The following is a 22,011-nucleotide window of genomic DNA, read 5'->3' on the forward strand; positions in this document are numbered from 1 at the left end:
AAGTAAAATAAAATATAAGCAAATGAGGTAATAAGGGTGAATAATGTATTATTAGTATTTGTAACAGAAAGTGACCATCAAGCTTTCTTGGAGGAACGTGACTATAAATTGGATGAATTCCTCTATACTGGATCGATACAGAGGGGTGCTCGGTCAGTAAACATTAAAGGAGTATCAGCTTTTAACACAGTTGTTTTTATAAAAGAAAGCAAGCGGCCTATTGATTATCAGTGGTACGGGGAACAGATTGCTCAATTTGTTTCAGATCTAAGAGGATTAAAACTTACTAAAGATTCAACCGTTTTCGTTTAAAATTTAAATTTAATAAAGAAATAGGGAGATTTTATAAACATATTTTGCCTATTTATAGTATTGGCTGCGAAGAGTCATTTTAGAGACAGGGAAGCAGCTTCTTAGTAAAGATCGTTCTTTGGAAGGCGTAGCCCTAAAAGGCAGATTTAATCTATAGGCATGAAACTCGTACTCTATACTGGTTAAAGGTAATTAATTATCAATATAAGACAGTCTTCATTACAAGAATACATAAGAACACTTTGGAATGCTGCACCATTTCAAGATGGCTCTCCTGCAGAAATATGGAATTTTTAGAAGCAATCTGAAAAGAAGAAACTCTATGATGTATATAGGCAACATGTAGTAAAGAAACAAAAGGTTTTATCAAGATCCTCGACTTCAAGGAGTAGTTAGATATCGGAATTTAACTTGTAAGGGACATTATCGAATACTTTCGTTGAAAGTTGAATTGCAAAATCCCCATCAAGGGGATTTTTTTATTTGAATTCACAAAAAAAGGACTTCCCTGTATTGTTAGAAAGCCCTATGATGCATTTCCCTTTAAAAATACCTTGTTTTGATTGAGGCTCCATAATAGACTAAGTTTAGATTAAGCACGTTCCTTTTTTTTAATCTCTCTTGTAGCTTTCTGACTCACTATTTTCGATAGAGTGTAATTACTTCGGCTTCCTTTTACAGTCCTTCTACATGCAGGACATTGACTTTTAAATCGGCCGAAAAATGTTCTCGTTTCAATCATTTCACTCTTACATTCAGTACATAATGGAGATGAAGAGACTTCCACTTCAAAATCTCTTCCATTATAATCAGCATACAAATCGTATGACCAGACAAATCCGTGAAAATCAATTTCCCCTGTTCGATCTGGTCTTCTGGGTGATACGAAGCCATAAAAGCTATATTCATATTGCTTTTTATCCAATCTTTTCTTATTTAACTTAGCAATAGATTTTATTGACCAAGCTAAAAATAACAAAAAAAGAATAAATAATAAAATTTGAGTCTGAGTAGATGACAGATTAAAGAAACTAGATAAAGATTCATAATAAAGCGTTTGCTTACCTGTTGCCTGTTTTTGTATAAGAGAGATTAGATTAAGAATAGTCACACAGGTAGGCAATAGAGTACTAAATATAAATGAGAAGATCTTAATTATAGTTTTCATGAAAAACCTCCATAAACATATCCTATTGTCTTTTACATTATATGTACAAATTATAAGAGCGTAAACTAAAGATACCCTCATTCTGTAAGTTTTATAAGCGCAGCTCAGAAAAATATAGGGTAAAAGATAATACCTCCAAATTTAGAATGACTTCATTAACTTCCTAAGAAGTAATTTTAAAGACAAACAGAGGCTCCATCACTCTATTGATAAATCTCTCTCAATAAAAAGTTGATTTTATTCTTAACTTTTGCCCTCAATTAGCCGATATATACCGAGCAATAATATTGAAAGTAGGTACTATTTAGATGGCGAAGGTTACTTTTTATCGAGATAAAGACACAGGTAAGATGGTGAAGGTTACAAAAACGCAAGGAAACGAAGTCAGAGAAACAGTATCAGAAAAGCATTACGATAACTGGGAAGGTATGCGAGGATGTGCAGGTTGTCTTGGTTTCTTTTTAGTTTTAGGTTTTCTATTATGGTTTGGGGCTAACATTCTATCTTAACCAAAGCCAGTATGAAATTCATATTGGCAAAAAACAAATAAAAATTAATCATAAAATAAACTTTACAAGTAAAATAAAATTATGTACTATGTAATAGTAGTGAAGCAAAGGAGGTGAAAAAAAGTGATTGAGATCATGAAGTTGAACGACAAGGCTTATACAACATATAAGCAAACAGTAAGAGGTAATCGAACCATTACCAAAAGTGAAGCAGCTAAAAAGCTAACGCGAAATGTCATTCTAGCTAGGGAATACTTTCCTGAGCTGATAAAGAAGAACGTTTTAGGAATTACATATGTCTATGGAAATCTACATATTAAAGTAAGAGGTAAAACAATTGTAAGCATTGAAAATTACAAAGGCGGTTGTAATCATATAGATATACCAGGAAGTAGAAGAAGAGAATTATCAATACAACTTGGAATTTGGTAAATGAAATAAAATTAATAATATCGGAGGAAATAATTGATGAGACAAAACAAAAATGAACTACGTGAAGCAGAAAATAATGCAGTGATCGAGGGAGTACTCTTGGAAAAACGTTTTGAGGACAAAGGCGAAGGAGACAACCGCGCGTTAACTGGAGAAATTGATATTGAAGTAAGAGAGAACGAAGTACATACTGTATCATTTTACACTAAATATAAGAAAAACGATGGATCAGAAAACGGACTAGTTAAAGGTTTAAAAACAGTAGAAGAAGAGTACAAAACGGTAGCCGAGGTCGGACGAGAAGAAGCTGACAAAGTTAGAGTAGATAACGCAAGTATTCGCCTTAATGAATACTATGGACAAGATGGTAGCTTACGTTCATTCCAGCAGATTAGCACAAACTTTGTAAATCGTGTCAAGGCTAATGAAGAATTTATCCCTCGAGCTGAATTCTCAATTGAAGGTGTTGTTAAAGCAGTAAAAGACGAAATAAGCAGCAACGAGCCAACTGGTCGTAAAGAGTTAGAATTGCTTGTGCCCCTTTATGGCGGACAGATTATTCCATTGAAGTTTATTGCTCCTGAGGGAGATGCGGCAGAGTACATTGAAAGTGAATACGAAAAGGGTAGTACAGTAGCTATCCATGGAGACATTGTAAACTACAAGGAAATAAAAGTAGAAAAGAAACAAGCGGCCTTTGGATCAGACAAAGAGAAAGTCACTCACATTACAAAGCGCGAGAATGTAATTACAGGCGGACAAGAACCATATGATGAAGACAATAAAAATGCATATAATCCTCAGCTAATTGCTAAAGCTTTGACTGAACGAGAGGTAGCTTTGGAAGAGAAGAAAAACAAGAAGAAGGATGGAGACAAAGGCAACAAAGGTAAAAAAGGAGGATTTGGAAGTAAAGCATCAGGCGATAAGAAAAAAGCAGGCGGGCTAAAGGCTGACGATCTACCATTCTAATAAATAAAAACGGAGGGAACAGCCCTCCTCACTATAAATACATATTAAGAGGAGATTGATTATATACATGGCAACTTTTGATATTATGAATCCACAAATTTCTACTGTAGCAAAAGGACTTGAAGGAAAGGTTATCACTGTATACGGCGGAAATAACCTTGGTAAAACAAAACAAGCCACACGGATGAAAAAACCGCTATACTTCCCTTTTGAAAGAGGATTGAATGCTATTGCAGGAGTTCCTTACTTCCCAATTAATAGCTGGGCTGACTTCAAGAAATACAACAAAGCTTTAACTAAAGATCCAGCTAAGGTAAAAGAGAAATACAACACCATTATTATTGATGAGGTTGATGCTTTCGCAAAGTATGCAACTCGATATGTAGCAAATCAGTATGGTGTTGATCGAATAAAGGATGGTAACGAAGGCTTTGGTCTTTGGAAAGAATACGAAACTGAAGTATGGGAAGAGATCAACAAACTAATTGGTGTCGGATTTACTGTTATCTTTATCGCTCACGCCCAACCTAACAAGGAAGGGAAAATCTTCCCCAAAGGAGATAAGCGAGTGCTTGCACCTGTTATAGACAATAGTGATATTGTTGTTTACCTAGAATCTAATGGTGTAGATGAAAATAACCAAGTCATCAAATCTAGCGCTTGGCTAGCAGAAACAGAAAATGCATTTGCTCGCAGCAGATGGGACTATATTGACACATTTATAGAAGAATATACAGCAGAAAATTTAGAACAAGCTATTATTACAGCAATTGAACGTCAAGAAGAAGAAGAAGGGTTTGCTGCTGTTTCCTTTGAAGACTTTCAAGAGAGCCAGCAAAGTGAAGACCTTGACTATGATAGCCTTATGGCACAGATCACTGAAATTGGAACACAGCTGCACGAGGATGATCGAGCAGAAGAGGTAACTGAAATTGTTGAACGTAACTTGGGTGCTGGTAAGAAAGTGGGACAGGCAACTAAGAAGCAAGTAGAAGTATTAACTGTTATTCTATCTGAGCTTCAAGAACTTATCGAAGAAGACTCTGAATAAGTCAATTAAAACTACAATGGGAGTCGAAAGACTTCCTTTGTTTATAACGAGGTGCTTAAGGTGGGCAGGCAGGTAAAGTGTCCTTACTGTGAAACAAAACTAGATCAGGAAGATGCTATCTCGCATCAAAAACGCTATTACCATCCTAATTGCTTAGAGGCAAAGAAGAACGAGTCTCAAGATTATAAAGACCTCATTGAGTACATCTGTGAGTTACATGGCATATCTAGACCTACAGGCATGATGGTTAAACAAATTAAGGAATTCAGAAACGACTATAATTACAAGCTAAAAGGCATTGAATTGGCATTAAGATATTTCTATGAGACAGAGAGCAATCCAGTTAGGGAAGGGGATGGCATTGGTATTGTTCCCTATATTTACGATAAAGCAAGGGATCATTATGTAACGATCTTAAATGTGGAAGAGAGCGTTGAGAATGCTGAACTACCTCAAGAAAAAGTAGTATCTGTGCTGTCACCCAAGCCAAAGAAGATAAAGAGAAGAAATCCAATTAACATAAGCACATTATAAAGAGGTGAAAAAATGAGTCTGTTTGATAAGCGAAGTGCTTTTCAAGTGCTAGGCAACCTATCCCAAAAGCCTTCTTTACTTGATGATAAGCAATACAGATTAAATAAAGATGACTTCAATGCAGCAGACGAATCTGCCTTCTATATGATTATTTTTGGAGCTATACATAATCTGTACAATGAGGGGCTAGAAGAGGTTGATGCAATTGCAATAGATAATTTTTTGAGTAGTTATGAGAAGCAATATAAAGTTTTTAATGAAAACAACGGAGCTCAATACATTCAAGAGGCCATTAATCAGTCTCACTTACGTAATTTTGAATATTATTACAAACGATTAAAGAAATTTAGTCTACTGAGGCACTATGTTGATCAAGGCATAGATGTTAGTGATATCTATGATGATTCAATTGTTGATCCTAGAGAATCAGAAGTACTGATGGCCGAATTTGATAAGAAGTCTGTTGCGGATATAATCAGCGATATTGACCGGCGAATCTTCCAGGTAACTAAAAAATTTGTTGATTCTACAGATTCAGAGAGGATGCATGCTTCAGAAGGAGTTAAGGAACTGCTAAATAAATTTAAAGAAACTCCTGATTACGGAATTTCTTTGATTGGAAACTACCAAAATACTATCTTTCGTGGTGGTAAATTAAAGACATTGAGTCTTAGATCAGCACCCTCTAACTTAGGTAAAACACGTCTTGCTTTAGGTGAAGCTGCAGATATGGCAATTGATGAAATGTACGATTGGAAGAAGAAGGAGTGGTTGAAACGTGGCAATACAGAAAACGTCTGCTTCATAACCACCGAGAACGAGGCTGATGAGTTGCAACCTACGCTTCTTGCTTATATCTCTGGTGTAGCTGAAACAAAGATTAAAGATGGTGATACTACAGAAGAGGAAGATGAGATCCTACAAAAAGCTGTAGAAGTCTTAGAAAGAACTAATTTTCAAATTGCTTACATTCCTGACTTCGATATGCAGCAGATTGAAACAGAGATCAAAGATCAGATACTCGAGAATAATATACAGTATATCTATTTTGACTACATACATATTAGCCTTCAAATACTCACAGAGCTTGCTGAGGCATCCAACGGCATGAAGATGCGTGAAGACATGGTCCTCTTTATGTTTATGAACAAACTCGATCAAATTAGAAAGAAATATAATGTCTTCATTAAGACAGCAACGCAGGTAAATGGTGAATGGAAAAACGTACAGAATGCTGATTCAACACTACTTCGAGGATCAAAAGCTCTAGCCGATAAAGCAACTTCTGGGATGATAGCTCTATCTCCAACAAACAAGGATCTAGAAGCTATACAACCTATACTCAAGAATGGTTTTTATCCTGGAGCTCCTAATGTTGTTTACCACATTTACAAGAATAGACATACAAAGTTCAAGGACATGAAACTATGGCTGTATGTGGACTATGACACTATGCGTCAGCACGAACTATTCTTAACAACAAATAACTATGAGATGGTAGACATATCTCCAACTAACATACAGGCCATGGCAACTGCAGAATAGGGGTGAGACCTCTGAGGATTGATAAGGATTTTGCGGACTCTCTAAAGGAAAAAATGACCGAAGAAGACATACACAAGATTTTGCTAGATTTAGGGAGCAAAGAACCGGAGCAGGACAAAAATGGTGACTTAAAGTTCACTACAGTTTGTCATGGGGGAACCAAACATAAACTTTACTACTATCACGAATCCAGACAATTCCATTGTTATACAGATTGTAGCGATAACCTTGATATCTATGAAGTTGTAATTAGGACAAAAAAAGAACAAGGAGTAGACGTTACTTTTCCTAAGGCCGTTGAGTATGTATCTAGAGTAACGGGTAAGACTCGTGGCTTTGGGTACACAGGCTTGAAAAGTAATAAGGACTTGATTAATGATTGGGATTTTATTAGCAAATTCTCGCGTAAAGCTAAAAGTGACAGAACTCTCCCTAGCTATAATGAGAATGTTTTAGATGTATTTATGTCACTTCCACATGAAAGCTGGCTAGAAGAAGGCATAAGCTACGAGACGATGGAGAAATACGAGATTGGATATTACTTTCGAGAGAAAGAAGAGGGCATAGTAATTCCTCATAGAGATATCAACGGTCGACTAATTGGTATACGCCGGAGGAGCATGATACAGGAGCAAGTGGATGCTGGATACAAATACATGCCTCTAACAGTAGGGAATACAATGTACAACCATTTAGTAACTGCTAATTTGTACGGCTTAAACCATACAGCAGAAGCAGTTAAGCGTTTAAGAAAACTAATGATATTTGAATCTGAGAAGTCTGTGCTTAAATGCCAAGATTTTTATGGAGAATTGAACTTTACAACAGCTATTTGCTCGAGCAATATATCTGATTTTCATCGAGACATTGCTACATCTCTAGGTATTGAGGAAGTTTTTATTGCGCTAGACAAAATGGGATATGAGGAAGATGAAGAGAAATTTGAAAAGAAAGAGCAAGAGTATCAGGAACGGATCCTAAAGTTCGCCAAGAAGTTTGCACCCTATTGCAGAGTCTATGTATTGTGGGATGACGAAGGGCTCCTTGACTGGAAAGACAGTCCGGCAGATCGTGGAAAAGAAGTATTAGAAGAAATGATGAAGAATAAGACAGAGATTACTATGGAGGGAGCAATTTAATGCAGTATAAGCTTATTGGAGATAATAACATTAAAAAGCCTTTAGAAACGGTTCTTAGCAATAGAGGGGTAAAAAACTTGGAAGGTTTGATAGATGCCAATGAGAATAATGAACACCATTATTCGAAATTAAAGAACATGTCTAGGGCAGTTGCTTTATTGCTAAAACACGCTAAAGAGAAGAACAAAATTTTTATTCAAGCTGATAGTGATGCCGATGGTCTTACAAGTACTGCAATTCTCTTAAACTACCTTAAGCGAGCTTTTCCAAAGCTGGAGATTCAGTATAGGCTTCAGGATGGGAAAGAGCATGGAGTACTAGTGGAAACTATACCTGAGGACGTAAAATTAGTTATTATACCTGACGCAGGATCTAGCCAGTACGAAGAGCATAAGCAACTGTATGACAAGGGTATAGATGTATTAGTTTTAGATCACCATGAAACTGAAAAAGAGTCCCAGCATGCGGTAGTTGTAAATAATCAGCTATCACCGAATTATCCAAACAAGGCTCTTACAGGGGCGGGAATAGTCTATAAATTCACACAGGCTTTGGATGCGGAATTAGGCAAGAACCATGCAGAGCGCTACTTAGATTTAGTTGCAATTGGTAATATTGCAGATATGGCTGATTCGAGAGACCTTGAAACAAGGTTTTACATGAAAAAAGGACTCAGTAAAATACGCAATCCATTAGTTAAGGTATTGTTTAAAAAGGTAGAGTTTAGCACCGGCGGTGAAAAGACCATAACCAATGTACAGTTCTATGTTAACCCACTTATCAACGGAGCAATTCGAATTGGAACTATGGAAGAAAAGGATCAGCTCATGAGAGCTTTACTGGAGTCTAAGGAGACAGTACCTTATAAGAAGCGCGGCAGCAACGTTGAAGAAATGGTTCCGATTACTCAAAACACTGCACGGCTTCTTACTAATCTGAAAGCAAAGCAAAAGCGCATAGTCGATAAAGCTACTAATGAAATACAAGAGCGGATAATTGAAAAAGGCTTGCTTAACAACAAGATTTTGATCATCTACATAAATGATATTCTGGATAAAAAACTGACTGGATTAGTGGCCAATCGGCTAGTAAAACTACATAAAAGACCTGTTTTATTAGCTAGATTGATGGATAATGACACTCTAGGAGGATCGGTAAGGGGCTATGAAAAAGGATACATAAAAGATATTAAGAAGTTTCTTACGGACACAGGCTTGTTTAATTACTGTGAGGGGCATGCCAACGCACATGGATTCTCGATTGAGATAGACAATTTAGTTAAAGTAAATGAAATAGCCAATGAGCTTCTAAAAGATGTGGAAATTGACAGCGGGGAAATTGAGGTTGATTTCGAAATTCCAGCTGATAAAATAAAGCCATTGTTTATCAAAGATTTACATAGTTATAGAGAGCACTGGGGACAGAATGTGGAAGCTCCTTTATTAGCTGTTACTGACTTGGAAGTTAATAAGGATGAGATTTATCTTAATGGTAAGCAGAAGAATGTTATTAAGTTTACTGTTAATGATGTGTCCTACGTCAAATTCTTTTCTAATGAAGAAGAGTACGAGGAGCTAGTAAGCCATGGTGATCACTTGATTCTAACTATCATTGGAAAGCCAGATGTCAATGAATACAATGGAGTCAAAACAGCACAAGTTCTAATTGAGGATTTTGAAGTTAAGGCAGCAAAGAAGAAAAGATACATTTTCTAGTTGATATAAGTAAAATAAAATTATATAATATTAAAATAAGGGAGATGGTTGATTGCAAGAACAACTAATAGGCTGCCACTGCCATTCTGATAAGAGTAATATACGACTTCTCGATTCGACTAACAGAGTCAGTGATCTGCTAAAAACAGCAGTGCAATTAGGATATAAGGGATTGGCTATTACGGATCATGAGGTATTGTCAGCACATGTAGAAGCTATCCAGACAGCAAGAGAAATGAAGGCACAAGGCAAGATGGATGCTGACTTTAAATTAATCCTAGGTAACGAAGCTTATCTTGTTGATTCCTTGGAAGAAGTGAGAGATAACTATCAGTCAGGTGTAACTAAGTTCCCACACTTTATCATGCTAGCAAAAGATGCAGTTGGGCATGAACAGTTGAGAATTCTTAGCAGCCGTGCATGGAGCAATTCTTTCTTTACAGGAACTATGGAAAGAGTGCCAACCGTAAAAGCTGATGTTGAAGAGATAGTTCGTGGTAATCCAGGGCATCTCATTGCTACGAGCGCGTGCTTGGGAAGCGAGCTTAATATTTACATATTGGCCTTAAATCAGGCTGAGCAAGATGAGGATGAAACCTTAGTAAATGAAATAAAAATTAAATTGAACAACCATATCAATTGGTGTGTTGATGTTTTCGGTAAGGATAACTATTTCTTTGAGTTACAGCCAGCTTTAAGCGAAGAACAGATCATTGTTAATAAGAAACTATTGGAGCTTTCACTAGCCTACGATATCAAGAAAATCGTAGCTACTGATGCGCATTTCCTTCGTCCAGAGGATAGGGTTGTACATGAAGCATATCTTAACTCAAAGGATGGAGATAGAGAAGTAGCAAGTTTTTATGAAGCATGTTTTTTACATACTACTGACGAGATCTACCAGCGGATGGATTACATAGCGAAGGAAGAAGTTTCGGAGTTAATTGCTAACACAATGCTCATCGGAGATATGATCGAAGAATATACGATAGAGCATGAGCCCATTATACCGAAGATGGAACTGCCGGACTTTGAAGTAAGGCATCTATTTGAGCCAGCGTATGGCAAGTATGTATACATTGACAAAATGGCTCATTCAGAAGAAGAGCAAGATAGGTATCTTATAAAGCTACTAGAAGACGGTTTTGACGATAAGCTTAGAAAGCCTAATCTAAGCAAGGAAGAGTTTCATATTATGTTAAACCGTTTGAACACAGAGCTTGGCGATCTATGGGAGATTGGGGCTAAACTTAAGCAAAGTATGCCTTCCTACTACGTTACCATTTTAGAAATTATTAATATCATTTGGGACGATGAATGTGGTGGCAATAGTTTAGTTGGAGCAGCAAGGGGTTCTGCTGCAGGGTTCTTGGTTAATTATCTCTTAGATATTACTCAAGTGAATCCAATCCAATATGACCTTCCTGAATGGCGTCACATTCATAAATCACGGCCTGACTTACCAGATATTGATATTGATACAGAGGGAGCTAAACGGCAACAAATCCTCAAGGCACTTAAAAATCGTTTTGGGAATGATCGAGTACTGCAGATTGCTACATTTGGCACGGAGGGCTCCAAGTCTGCATTGCAAACTGCGTGCAGAGGCTTGGGTATTGATAGTGATATAGCTCAATATCTAAGTGGAATGATTCCATTTGAGCGAGGATCAAATTGGTCTTTGAAAGATTGTTTTGAAGGTAATGAGGAGAAAGGTAGAAAACCTATAAAAGACTTTATTCGAGAAGTCGAAAGCTATCCTAACCTAAGAGAGACTGCCTTAAAGATTGAAGGTCTAGTTAATAAGAGATCTAGTCATGCTGCAGGGGTAATTATCTTCAATGATGTATTCACAAAAACAAACGCTATGATGAAGACGCCAAAGGGTGCTGCTATAACTCAGTTTAATATGGGAGATACAGAAGCCATGGGGTCAGTAAAGTTTGACTTGTTGACCATTGAGGCGCTCGACAAGATAAGAGTTACTCTTGATCAATTGCTAGAACATGAAGAGATTGAATGGCAAGGTAACTTGAGGGCTACTTATAACAAGTATATTCATCCCGACGTATTAGAATATGATGATCCAAAGCTATGGGAGATGGTCGGTAACGGCGAAGTAATGGATCTATTCCAGTTTTCAACTCAAGTTGGCCATCAAACGGCCATCAAAGTAAAACCTAAGAATGTCCTGGAGGCAGCTGTAGCAAACTCTCTCATGCGCCTTATGGCTGATGAAGGGGAACAGCCGGTTGATATATATGTGAAGTTTAAAGACGATATCTCCTTGTGGTATAAGCAGATGAAGGACTATGGGCTAAGTAACACCGATATCACAGTCATGGAGAAGTATCTAAAAGAGATATACGGAGTAGCCGATACACAAGAAGTTGTTATGCAGATGGTAATGGACGCGAAGATTGCCGGTTTTAGCATCAAAGAATCTAACCAGTTAAGAAAAGCCATAGCTAAGAAAAAGGAAAAGGTTCTTAAAGAAGTTAAAGAGCTCTATTACTCGAAAGGAAAGAAGCTTGGAGCTTCAGACGAATTACTAAATTACGTATGGGATGTACAGTTCAAGCGACAGTTTGGATATTCGTTCTCCTTGCTGCATACTTTAGCTTATTCAATTATCGCGCTTCAGGAGCTTAACCTTAATTACAATTATAATCCGATCTATTGGAATACAGCTTGTCTTACTGTCAATAGCGGCGGGGTTGAAGATGAGAATGATTCGGGTAATACTGCTTCCACAAATTATGGAAAAGTTGCTGCAGCAATAGGAAACATACGTCAAAGAGGAGTAAAAGTTGATCTACCTGACATTAACAAAGCCAAGTTTGGGTTTACTCCAGATGTTAAGAATAATTCGATTGTCTTTGGATTAAAAGGGATGCATGGTATAGGGGATCAAGTAGTTCATGATATCATATCTAACCGGCCGTATAATTCCTTTGATGACGTACTAGAAAAACTGTATAAAACTAGTATTTTAAAGAAAGGTCACATTATACAGTTGATCAAGGGGGGATGCTTTGACGGATTTGGAAAACGTGAAGACATTATGAAACAATTTATTACTCTGATCTCTGAGCCTAAAACGAAGCTTACCATGCAAAATATTAATATGATGATTGAACGCGAATTACTGCCAGAGAAGTTTAATTTAAATGTGCGGTTCTACCGATTCAAAACTTATATTAGTAAGAGAGTACATAAGACAATTGCAAAACCCAAGGACAGATTATTCCTATTGGATGATATGTCATCTCAATTTTTGAACACTCACTTTGATGACGAGTGTATAGTTGATATGCATGAAGGAGAATTGGTTGTCTCAGAGAAAGCATTTAAAAAACAGTACGATAAGCTCATGGAACCAGTTAAACAATGGCTGGAAAGCCCTGAAGCCCTAGCCCTCCTGAACATTGATTTACTTAACTCAGAATGGGAAAAGTACGCATCGGGTTCCTTAAGTAGATGGGAAATGGATTCTTTGTCTTATTATTATCATGAGCATGAATTGTCTGGTGTGAATAGAAGTAAATATAGCATTGAAAACTTCTTTGATCTACCTAAAGAACCAATTAAAGGTAGACCTTATACGTGGCGAGGCAAGCAACTATATGAATATGAAATAACTCGAATCATTGGAACGGTGCTAGACCGAGACAAAACTAAACATACTGTCACACTTTTAACACCTGATGGAGTTGTAACTGTGAAAATGTATGGTGGAGCATTTGGACACTATAATCGCCAGATTTCCGACAAGGTTGGAGACAAGAAGCAAGTGATAGAAAAATCCTGGTTCACAAGAGGTAATATGTTGCTCTTTTCTGGTTTTAGAAGAGGCAATAACTTCATACCAAAAGTCTACAAGCAGTCTATATTCGCACATACTGTGGCCAAGGTGGACTCCCTCGACCTAGATGGCAACTTGAGTATTACAACTGAAAGGGTTCAGATTTAGGAGGTATAACATCGGAAGTAAAATAAAATGTAATTTGATGATCGTTGGAGGTATGTTGGGGGTAGTTGGAGTAAGTCTTATGCTACCTGATCAGGAATTAGCGGAACATCCACCGCCCAGTTACTTGGCTTCCAGTATGGGAGCCGAGGTGCTGGAAAAAGGTAGTCCTCATAAGCTTGAGCAGCCAGTGCCGATTAGCAAAATGATGGATGAGGTGAAGCGCTTAGAAAATGAACAGCGACTCGAGAGAGCTCGAAAAGCAGTAGAAAAAAAGAGAAAGGGAGAGGAGAAGCGAAAGAAAGAGGAAGAGGAGAAGCGCAAAGCTGAGCAGGCAAAGCTGGCAGAAGTACAGAGAAGACTTGAAGAAAAGAAGAAGATGAGGGAGGGAGCAATGAATAGGAAGAGTAGTGAAAAAGTTGCGCAAGAGAATTCTTCAGTTACTATGGAAGCAACTGCATATACCAACGGCGTAGAAAGTACAGGAAAGCAGCCAGGTGATAAGGCTTATGGCATTACTGCAAGTGGAAAGCACACTCAAGAGGGGTTAACGGTGGCTTGCCCACGATCTTTTGGGATTGGGACTTGGGTAAACATAGAGGGCATTGGTGACAGACGCTGCGATGATACTGGCAAAGATATAGTTGAGGGTAGAATCGATGTATATATGAGAAATCTTTCGGAAGCTCAAGAATTTGGTAGGAAAGCCGTCAAGGTCACAATATTAAACAAGGAGGGATAATATGAAAGATATGCTTATCTTCATTGAGGGAACAGACTGTAATTTTAAAAGTACAATAGCAGCAATTCTATCTGAAGAACTCAATTATAGCGTTACAAAAGGATCTTCTTTTGAACTTGCTTCTAAAGGTAATAAGGAGCTGTATGTACATTTTAGAGCAATAGCAGACTTAGAGAAGGGAATTGTAGATCGCTATATTTACAGCAACTTAGTTTATGCTTCTAAGTATAGGGATTTTTCTATCATCAATAATACTCAGAAAGTACACCTGGAAAGCCTTCTCAAAGACAAAAGTGTAGTTCTATATCTGTTTGCAAGTGATGAGGTTGTACAACAGCGTATCGAACAAAGAGGAGACGAATACATAAATACTAAAGATATCTCCGAATTAAACAAGAGTTATTCAAAAGTTATGGAGTCATCAGGGATGACCGTATTGTCATTTGACACAAGTAAGAACAGTAGCATTGAAATTGCTGAAAGTGTTTTGAAATGGCTGAAGAGAACCTAAGGACACTTGAAATCATTAAATCTCTTATACTTAGAAGCAATGGAAAAATTACCACAGAGAAGCAATTACTTCTTACATATTGGATGAAGATAGACAATGTTAGCATGGACAAAACGAATATCATAACAATAGACTTCTTAGAAAAAGCGACAGACCCCTGTTACATACTAGACTCCTTATCGATGCTAGAAACTATTGAGGGGAGGCGCCTGCTAGGAAGTAAAAGAGGAGCAATATAATGAGCATCAAACAACACCGTAAAATAAGAAGATTGAAAAAGGAAATAAAAATCCTTAAAGACAACTTACAAATAAACCTGAACAGAAGCGTTAAAAAGTATCTTGCCAGTCAGAATATAGAAGGTTCTAAAAAACAGCGCCACTTCACCGGGCTCTATGACAGATTCAATCGTCCAATACACGATGACGATATTGTATATTACCGTCCTTTTTTTGCTAATGATCTTACTAAGGGCAGGGTTTATTTCTATCGAGGTCAATATAAAGTGGGTAGTAGCAGCTTACATTTAATACACGACAGATGTGAAATTGTTAAGAACTTTAGCGAAGGTAGCAAGCATAAATCTCCAAGTAGTGGAATAAAGAGGTGACGCTTATGAGAGACAGTATATCTAAGGATCAAGCTGTATTACAATTGGATGAGATAAAAAGGCAGTTAGCAGACCTTCAGAATTACATAGAGAATTATTTTCCACGCAGCTTAAGTACTGAATGGAGAGTTATTGACACTTTGATGGAAGACATAGATAGAAATATTAAAGACTTAGAGAGCAATATTTACTGGATTTAAATAAAATAATTATGAATTACCCGTTGACATAGGTTATTAAACACGCTAAATTAGATATATTAAGTAAAATAAAATTATGTTGTTGAGGTGATTTGTAAGCAGGGATGAGGATTAATATTAGGATTGTACTATTTTGAAGCGTGGTGGAACGGAACGAGAGTTCAACGGAAATTTTCCACAGACAAACAAGCAGAATTATACTTAAAGAGAAGAAGAGCATTGAATGGAGAAATCCGAAAATGTAGTATAGATGGTACTACACTCAGCACAAGGCAGTTTAATCCTTACGTTGGCCAAGAGGTCTAATTTTGAGGAGGTGATTGATCGCAGAATGCTCCCAAAGAGAGAATGGCCTATCGTTCCTTATGATGGGTTAAGGATTATGTAGGGCCAGTAAACCCAGAAAGGTTTATGATTTTCATCTTAAAGGAGAGCCAAAGCTGAACATGCAAACTATGTTAATTCCAAGAAATAAAGGCTGAACAATACTGGTTTAATAGTCTAAGAGCTAAAGCTATGCAGCTAGTAAGTGAGGACTCAAACTACAATCGCCAGCTTACTTTACGCCACTTGAAAACAGTAATGAACAGGGGGTGTTCGATTGAGTAAAAAATATTATACTCATAGAAGCAGCGTGGTTACTGTGGAGCAGATAAACGGCACCTCTGAATACAAGGTAACTGATTGTCATGGAGAGGTCAGTTACACAACAGAGTACGGTCTAGAATCTCAGTTTGTTGAAGTGAAAAAAGCAGATCATTCATTTTCTTTGGAAGAAATAGCTGCAAGATATGCATCAATGATGCAGTTAAATCAAGAAGAAGATGAGCACTACATAAAAGGTACGGAAGAGCTCAGTCTAAATAGATACAAGTAAAATAAAATAAATATAGGAGTGATAAATTGACGGTAATTACTAAAAATAGCGGCAAAAGAAAACTCGAATTTGATCAAGATAGGCTCTCTGCTTTTATTGAAAAGCTAGCTGCAGATTATCCAGAACTCCAAACAGAAAGCTTGCAGCGAAAGGTTGCTGGATATGTGACTAGCAGAGACGAGATGAAAGCTTCAGAAATAACTGCTGAACTGACTAGAACTTCTTTGGAACGTATCCAGAAAGAAGAGCCTAATTGGACATATGTAACTGCAGCTGTGCATCTAAAAAAACTCTATAAGTCAGCAAGTAAGAACAGAGTATACGAAGCTTCAAAGAGGTATGGAGAATTCTATTCTTTGATTACTACGTTAACTAACATTGGTATTTACAACCCTATGTTACTAGAGACGTATTCTAAAGAACAAATAAATGAACTAGAATCAGAAATTGACGCTGATAGAGATAAGCTCTTTACTTATATCGGGCTGAGAACACTTGCCGATAGATATTTAGCGACTGATCATAAGGGCAATGTTTACGAATTGCCTCAAGAGCGATTTATGATTATTGCCATGACAGTTATGAGTAAAGAACCAAAAAGTATGCGTATGCATTACGTTAAAGAGGCATACTGGGCACTAAGTAATTTATATATGACAGTAGCCACACCGACTTTATCAAACGCTGGAAAGAGCTATGGCCAACTATCTAGTTGTTTCATTGATACAGTGGATGACAGCCTACAAGGAATTTTTGATAGCAATACAGACATTGCTAACTTGTCTAAGAACGGTGGGGGCATTGGTGTCTACCTAGGCAAAATTCGTAGCAGAGGCAGCGCAATTAAAGGATTTGAAGGAGCTTCGTCTGGTGTGCTTCCGTGGATGAAGCAGCTAAACAATACAGCAGTTAGCGTCGATCAGCTAGGTCAGCGAAAAGGTGCTATAGCGACTTATCTCGATATTTGGCACAAGGATATTTATCCTTTCCTCGATGCTAAACTGAACAATGGAGACGAACGCCAAAGAACACACGATATCTTTACTGGAGTTTGCATCCCAGACATCTTTATGGAGCAGGTACAAAAGCGAGGAGACTGGTATTTATTTGACCCTCACGAAGTTCGCCGGGTAATGGGTTATTCTCTAGAGGATTTCTACGATGAAAAACGTGGGGAGGGTTCATTCCGAGAGAAGTATGATGAATGTGTAAGCTGCAATGATTTAAGCAAGGTTAAAGTTTCTGCTATTAATGTCATGAAACGAATTTTGAAAAGTCAACTAGAAACAGGCACACCATTTATGTTCTATCGTGATGAAGTTAACCGTCAGAATGCCAATAAGCATGCAGGTATGATCTATTCCAGTAACCTTTGTACAGAGATCATGCAGAATCAAAGCGCTACAGTTATGACGGAACAGACTACAAAAGACGGTAAGATTATCATTACTAAGGATCCTGGTGACTTCGTTGTATGTAACCTTTCATCCATTTCTCTGGCTAAGGCTGTTATAGAAGGAGTTTTAGAGCGACTTATTCCAATACAGGTACGTATGTTAGATAACGTGATTGATCTAAATACAATACCTGTGCTACAGGCTCAGTTTACTAACCAAAAGTATCGTGCTATTGGGCTTGGAACATTTGGCTGGCATCACTTGCTAGCACTGAAACAGATTGAATGGGAAAGTGATAAAGCTGTTGCATATGCAGATAAACTTTATGAAAAAATTGCTTACCTGACAATTCAATCAAGCATGAAGCTGGCAGAAGAAAAAGGAGCTTATCCTATCTTTGAAGGATCTGAGTGGTCTGATGGCACTTATTTTGAAAGAAAAGGTTACACCAGCGCTGTATCTGAGCTAGATTGGAAAGAGCTTCAAGCTCAAGTGAAGCAATTCGGTATTAGAAATGCTTATCTTATGGCTGTGGCTCCTAACTCATCAACAGCTTTAATTGCTGGAAGCTCAGCTACAATAGATCCAGTTTTCCGTAATGAGTATTCCGAGGAAAAGAAAGATTTCAAGATACCTGTTACAGCACCTGGGATCACAAAGGAAAACTTTGAGAAGGTGTACAAAAAGACAGCCTATCTAATTGATCAACAATGGAGCATTAAGCAGAATACAGCTCGTCAAAAGCATATTGACCAAGCATCATCGTTTAACCTATACGTTCCGAATACTATTAAAGCAACGGATATGTTGGATTTACATATTGCAGTATGGGACTCAGGCATTAAAACTTCTTATTACTTTAGATCAACTAGTAGTAATGATGATATTAAAGAAGAAGTATGGGAGGAAAACTTGGATTGAGACATCTATTTGAATACAAACTTAAGGGTGAAGAAGAAACAGACGAACAGGCTATTACCACGGAAACTGAAGAAGAAGCGAAGGCTCTAATTAAAGAAAGAATTGCTGACTTTAACTTTATTGAAGAATCTGAGATTGAATGGGTCAAGCACATTGGCTCATCAAACCCTAAAGGGGATACATATTACGAATGTGAAGGGTGCACTTGATGCGCCCCTTCATTTATCTTGTCTATAGCTCAATTAGTGGAAATACGAAAGACGTAGCTCAAATCATAAAAGGGAAAATGGCTAGTCTTTTTGATGTGATTGAGTACCGCATCAGCGACTTCGAAGTCCCCCCGACTATAGAGCAAAATGATGTACTTATCATCGGATCCTATACATGGGGGTCAGGAGAAACACCTGCAGAAGTTAAGGACTTTGTTGCGGAACTAGGTATCAAACCAGATACCGTCTTCGCTTTTGGTACTGGAGATACTCAGTTTGGTGGAGATGAGATGTTTTGCATGGCAGCTGACAAGCTTACCAAGTTCTACAATTCACCGCTTAAGTCGCTAAAGGTAGAGCAATCTCCTAGAGGGTCACAAGAAAGAGAAATCGAAGAATAGACGAAAGAGGTAATGAATTGGTTAAATTAAATCGAGCTACTGTACTAGAGCCTTCGAATCCCAATAAATCCACTGCTTTGTTTAACGGAGATGCAAGTGGGATTCTACACTGGGATAACGTTGCTTACCCACACTTTTATGAACTAAGAAAAACAATAAGAGCACTATTCTGGACGGCTAATGAAGTGAATATGGTAGCAGATACAAAGCAGTTTGCCCAACTGAGTGAGAAGGAACGTACGGCATTCCTTAAGATTATCGGTTTGCTAGCGACACTTGATGCACCACAGACAGACATTGCTTCTAAGATTGCTGCTTTTTCAACTGATCCAAGTGTTAAATCGATACTGGCAACAATTGCTGACCAGGAAAGCGAGCATAACCATAGCTACACATATGTACTTGCTTCAGTCACAAACTATGATAACCAGATTGCTTCCTTTAATGAGGGTCGAACAGACAAAGTACTTCTAGAACGCAATGAGAGAATCGCTGCAATCTATAATGAATTTGCTGCCGATCCTACAATTCAAACCGCACTTAAGGCAATGGTATATTCAAGCCTTTTAGAAGGATTATTCTTCTACAGTGGGTTCGCGTTCTTCTATAACTTAGCACGCAATCAGAAGATGGTCGGTACATCCACAATGATTTCCTACATCAATCGGGATGAACTCCACCATGGTAGATTTATCAGTGAACTGTTCCGTGCGACACTAACTGAGAATCCAGAATACAATAACGATGAATTCATTGAATGGGTATATAATCAATTCCGCCATTCTGTCGAGCAAGAAACACGATGGAGCCGTTATGTCTTGGATGGTATCGATGGGATCAACTTGGATGATATGGAAGGCTACGTAAAATATCGTGCGAACAAAATGCTTCGTATGCTAGGGTTGAGTGAAATTTACGAAGGCTACGAAAAGAACCCCATGAAATGGATCAAAGCATATGCAGACAACTTTAATGGAACTAAGTCTGATTTCTTTGAGCAGAAGTCCAGACAATACACAAAAACTAGCGACCTTAATGGATTTGACGATCTTTAATTAAAGAGGAGAATAAATATATGAAACTATTAAAACTAGAACAGCCAGATTGCAGAGGTTGTGTAGAAGTTGGAAACATTCTTAACAACTCAGAAGTAGAATACGAAGCTATTGATGTAGTGGAAAATCCAGAAGTAGCTGATCGCTATGGTGTTATGGGGCTGCCTTTAACCTTGTTGGTCGATGATAAAGGCAAGACATTACAGCGCGCCGTTGGAGTAGATCGGCCGGCAATTGTAGAGATGATTGAAAAGATAAAAGGAGCTTAATTACATACATGACTAAACAATACAACCAAGTTAAAGAATTTCATAAAGCATTTAGCCATCAGCAAAGCGACCAGCCTACTCCAATGAGTGAGGAAGTAGCCTTAAATCGAGCAGTTTGGTCTGGGGAGGAACTAATTGAACTACTATATGCAACTGTAGGAGGAGAAATTGGGCGATTTCAGGAGCTTTATGAGCAGTTCCTCAAAGGATTGCAAAATGCTAAAGAAAAGATGGTACGCGAACGAAAAACGGTAGATGATATCTTGACTGCCCAGGCTGATGCACTTATTGACGAAGCATATTTTAATAATGGATCCTTTACTATCTTGGGTGTAGAGCCGGGTCCTTTGTTTGATATTGTACATGCTGCCAACATGGGTAAACTGCACGATGGTGTTCCTAAGTATCGTGAATCTGATGGTAAAATTATTAAGCCAGAGAACTGGGAGAGAGATTTTGCACCAGAAGGTAAGATCAAAGCTGAGATCGAACGTCAAAAAGGTTTTAGTAAATAAAATAAAAGTGAATATTAATTAAGGATTTAAAAGGGGGACATTCATGTCAATAGCTGACGTTAAATACAAAGAGTTGTTACAAGAAGTGCTAGATAACGGTGTTTGGGATTCTAATGGCGAAGTTCGGCCGACCTATGACGATGGAACTCCCGCATATTCCAAGAGTTCATTTGGGCATCAAGTAAAGTTCCAGCCAGGGGAGTTACCTATCATTGGTTCAAAGCATACGCCAGTTAAAGGATCCATTAATGAAGTTGTGCAGCTATTCTTCAAGATGAAGAGTGTAAGGATAGAGGATGCGGAAAAGTTAGGAATTAAATATTGGAAGGAATGGGCTCAGGATGATAGTACGATTGGTAAAAGCTATGGATATCAGTTGGCACATCAGAAAGAGCTTGTCACTATAAAAAGGGATACCAAGCTTGAGAGACACGAGGATAGCAAATACTATTTGCAGGACGTAAAGGCTGGAGAACAGATATGGCTCAATCAGGTAGACAGTTTGCTGTACAATCTTAAGGAAAATCCATATTCCCGTAGACTAATGTTCTCATACTGGAATCCGAAACATGTATACGATAAATCATTACAGGAATGCGCATGGGCAGGTGAGTTCAATATTAGGGGAGATCAGCTAGATTTCTGTCTTATCCAAAGATCAGTTGATCTACTACTAGGCATTCCGACTAACTGGGTAGGATACTACGCTCTACAGTGTGCATTTGCAAATATACTTGGCTTTAAAGTTGGTACATTTACTCATCAAATGGGGAATATTCATTTATATGATAATCAGATTGAATTAGCCAAAAAAGTCATTACAGCAGAAGAATATGATCAGCCAACACTGTGGGTTAACCCTGAAATTAAATACTTCTACGATTATAAAGTAGACGATATTAAAGTTTTCGACTACCAACATGGCGAGAGAATCAGATCAAAGCCAGCGATTTAATA

23 protein-coding genes are annotated in these 22,011 nt (G+C 37.8%); 22 read left to right on the forward strand and 1 reads right to left on the reverse strand.

What is annotated here, in order from left to right:
• Positions 1-36: 36 nt before the first annotated feature.
• Positions 37-312: a hypothetical protein gene (locus tag CRO17_RS07100; protein WP_097040738.1), complete on the forward strand. Its 276-nt coding sequence runs from the start codon at positions 37-39 to the stop codon at positions 310-312.
• 592 nt (positions 313-904) lie between these two features.
• Here CRO17_RS07100 and CRO17_RS07105 read toward each other — a convergent pair.
• Entirely contained in the window at positions 905-1,480 is a 576-nt protein-coding gene (locus CRO17_RS07105) for a hypothetical protein (protein ID WP_097040740.1), read from the reverse strand.
• A 308-nt stretch (positions 1,481-1,788) separates the two neighbouring features.
• Between CRO17_RS07105 and CRO17_RS07110 the strand changes: the two genes are divergently transcribed.
• From CRO17_RS07110 to thyA, 21 genes are all read left to right on the forward strand, one after another.
• Positions 1,789-1,989 (forward strand): hypothetical protein, encoded by a 201-nt coding sequence (locus tag CRO17_RS07110; RefSeq protein WP_097040742.1) that lies wholly within the window; start codon positions 1,789-1,791, stop codon positions 1,987-1,989.
• A gap of 123 nt (positions 1,990-2,112) precedes the next feature.
• Entirely contained in the window at positions 2,113-2,421 is a 309-nt protein-coding gene (locus tag CRO17_RS07115) for a hypothetical protein (RefSeq protein ID WP_097040745.1), read from the forward strand.
• 36 nt (positions 2,422-2,457) lie between these two features.
• Positions 2,458-3,393: a hypothetical protein gene (locus CRO17_RS07120; protein WP_097040747.1), complete on the forward strand. Its 936-nt coding sequence runs from the start codon at positions 2,458-2,460 to the stop codon at positions 3,391-3,393.
• A gap of 67 nt (positions 3,394-3,460) precedes the next feature.
• Entirely contained in the window at positions 3,461-4,444 is a 984-nt protein-coding gene (locus tag CRO17_RS07125; RefSeq protein ID WP_097040749.1) for an ATP-binding protein, read from the forward strand.
• A 60-nt stretch (positions 4,445-4,504) separates the two neighbouring features.
• Positions 4,505-4,978, forward strand: coding sequence for a hypothetical protein (locus CRO17_RS07130; protein ID WP_097040751.1), 474 nt, complete (start codon positions 4,505-4,507; stop codon positions 4,976-4,978).
• Positions 4,979-4,990: 12 nt separating this feature from the next.
• Entirely contained in the window at positions 4,991-6,523 is a 1,533-nt protein-coding gene (locus tag CRO17_RS07135) for a DnaB-like helicase C-terminal domain-containing protein (protein ID WP_097040753.1), read from the forward strand.
• Between the two features lie 53 nt (positions 6,524-6,576).
• The gene (locus CRO17_RS07140) at positions 6,577-7,662 is read left to right on the forward strand and encodes a hypothetical protein (RefSeq protein ID WP_245864693.1); all 1,086 of its coding nucleotides are present in this window, start codon (positions 6,577-6,579) and stop codon (positions 7,660-7,662) included.
• The gene (locus CRO17_RS07145; protein WP_097040755.1) at positions 7,662-9,377 is read left to right on the forward strand and encodes a DHH family phosphoesterase; all 1,716 of its coding nucleotides are present in this window, start codon (positions 7,662-7,664) and stop codon (positions 9,375-9,377) included. The genes CRO17_RS07140 and CRO17_RS07145 overlap by 1 nt, the downstream gene beginning before the upstream one ends.
• Positions 9,378-9,429: 52 nt before the next feature.
• Positions 9,430-13,350, forward strand: a complete 3,921-nt coding sequence (dnaE, locus tag CRO17_RS07150; protein WP_097040758.1) for a DNA polymerase III subunit alpha — start codon at positions 9,430-9,432, stop codon at positions 13,348-13,350.
• 79 nt (positions 13,351-13,429) lie between these two features.
• Positions 13,430-14,089, forward strand: a complete 660-nt coding sequence (locus CRO17_RS07155) for a 3D domain-containing protein (RefSeq protein ID WP_143596000.1) — start codon at positions 13,430-13,432, stop codon at positions 14,087-14,089.
• Position 14,090: 1 nt separating this feature from the next.
• Complete coding sequence (locus CRO17_RS07160; protein ID WP_245864695.1) at positions 14,091-14,600, forward strand: deoxynucleoside kinase; 510 nt, start codon at positions 14,091-14,093, stop codon at positions 14,598-14,600.
• A 238-nt stretch (positions 14,601-14,838) separates the two neighbouring features.
• Positions 14,839-15,210 (forward strand): hypothetical protein, encoded by a 372-nt coding sequence (locus CRO17_RS07170; protein WP_097040764.1) that lies wholly within the window; start codon positions 14,839-14,841, stop codon positions 15,208-15,210.
• 5 nt (positions 15,211-15,215) lie between these two features.
• On the forward strand, positions 15,216-15,410 hold the full coding sequence (locus CRO17_RS07175; RefSeq protein ID WP_097040766.1) for a hypothetical protein: 195 nt from the start codon (positions 15,216-15,218) through the stop codon (positions 15,408-15,410).
• Between the two features lie 601 nt (positions 15,411-16,011).
• Positions 16,012-16,287, forward strand: coding sequence for a hypothetical protein (locus CRO17_RS07180; RefSeq protein WP_097040768.1), 276 nt, complete (start codon positions 16,012-16,014; stop codon positions 16,285-16,287).
• A 26-nt stretch (positions 16,288-16,313) separates the two neighbouring features.
• Positions 16,314-18,605, forward strand: a complete 2,292-nt coding sequence (locus CRO17_RS07185) for a ribonucleoside-diphosphate reductase subunit alpha (RefSeq protein WP_097040769.1) — start codon at positions 16,314-16,316, stop codon at positions 18,603-18,605.
• Positions 18,602-18,814, forward strand: a complete 213-nt coding sequence (locus tag CRO17_RS07190; protein ID WP_097040771.1) for a hypothetical protein — start codon at positions 18,602-18,604, stop codon at positions 18,812-18,814. The genes CRO17_RS07185 and CRO17_RS07190 overlap by 4 nt, the downstream gene beginning before the upstream one ends.
• Complete coding sequence (locus CRO17_RS07195; protein ID WP_097040773.1) at positions 18,814-19,215, forward strand: flavodoxin; 402 nt, start codon at positions 18,814-18,816, stop codon at positions 19,213-19,215. The genes CRO17_RS07190 and CRO17_RS07195 overlap by 1 nt, the downstream gene beginning before the upstream one ends.
• Before the next feature lie 17 nt (positions 19,216-19,232).
• Complete coding sequence (locus tag CRO17_RS07200) at positions 19,233-20,270, forward strand: ribonucleotide-diphosphate reductase subunit beta (RefSeq protein ID WP_097040776.1); 1,038 nt, start codon at positions 19,233-19,235, stop codon at positions 20,268-20,270.
• A 20-nt stretch (positions 20,271-20,290) separates the two neighbouring features.
• Complete coding sequence (locus tag CRO17_RS07205) at positions 20,291-20,539, forward strand: thioredoxin family protein (RefSeq protein ID WP_097040778.1); 249 nt, start codon at positions 20,291-20,293, stop codon at positions 20,537-20,539.
• An 8-nt stretch (positions 20,540-20,547) separates the two neighbouring features.
• The gene (locus CRO17_RS07210) at positions 20,548-21,054 is read left to right on the forward strand and encodes a pyrophosphohydrolase domain-containing protein (RefSeq protein ID WP_097040779.1); all 507 of its coding nucleotides are present in this window, start codon (positions 20,548-20,550) and stop codon (positions 21,052-21,054) included.
• Positions 21,055-21,097: 43 nt separating this feature from the next.
• Complete coding sequence (gene thyA / locus CRO17_RS07215) at positions 21,098-22,009, forward strand: thymidylate synthase (RefSeq protein ID WP_097040781.1); 912 nt, start codon at positions 21,098-21,100, stop codon at positions 22,007-22,009.
• Positions 22,010-22,011: the final 2 nt, after the last annotated feature.

The sequence above is a fragment of the Terribacillus aidingensis genome, assembly GCF_900215625.1.
Lineage (GTDB): Bacteria > Bacillota > Bacilli > Bacillales > Amphibacillaceae > Terribacillus > Terribacillus aidingensis.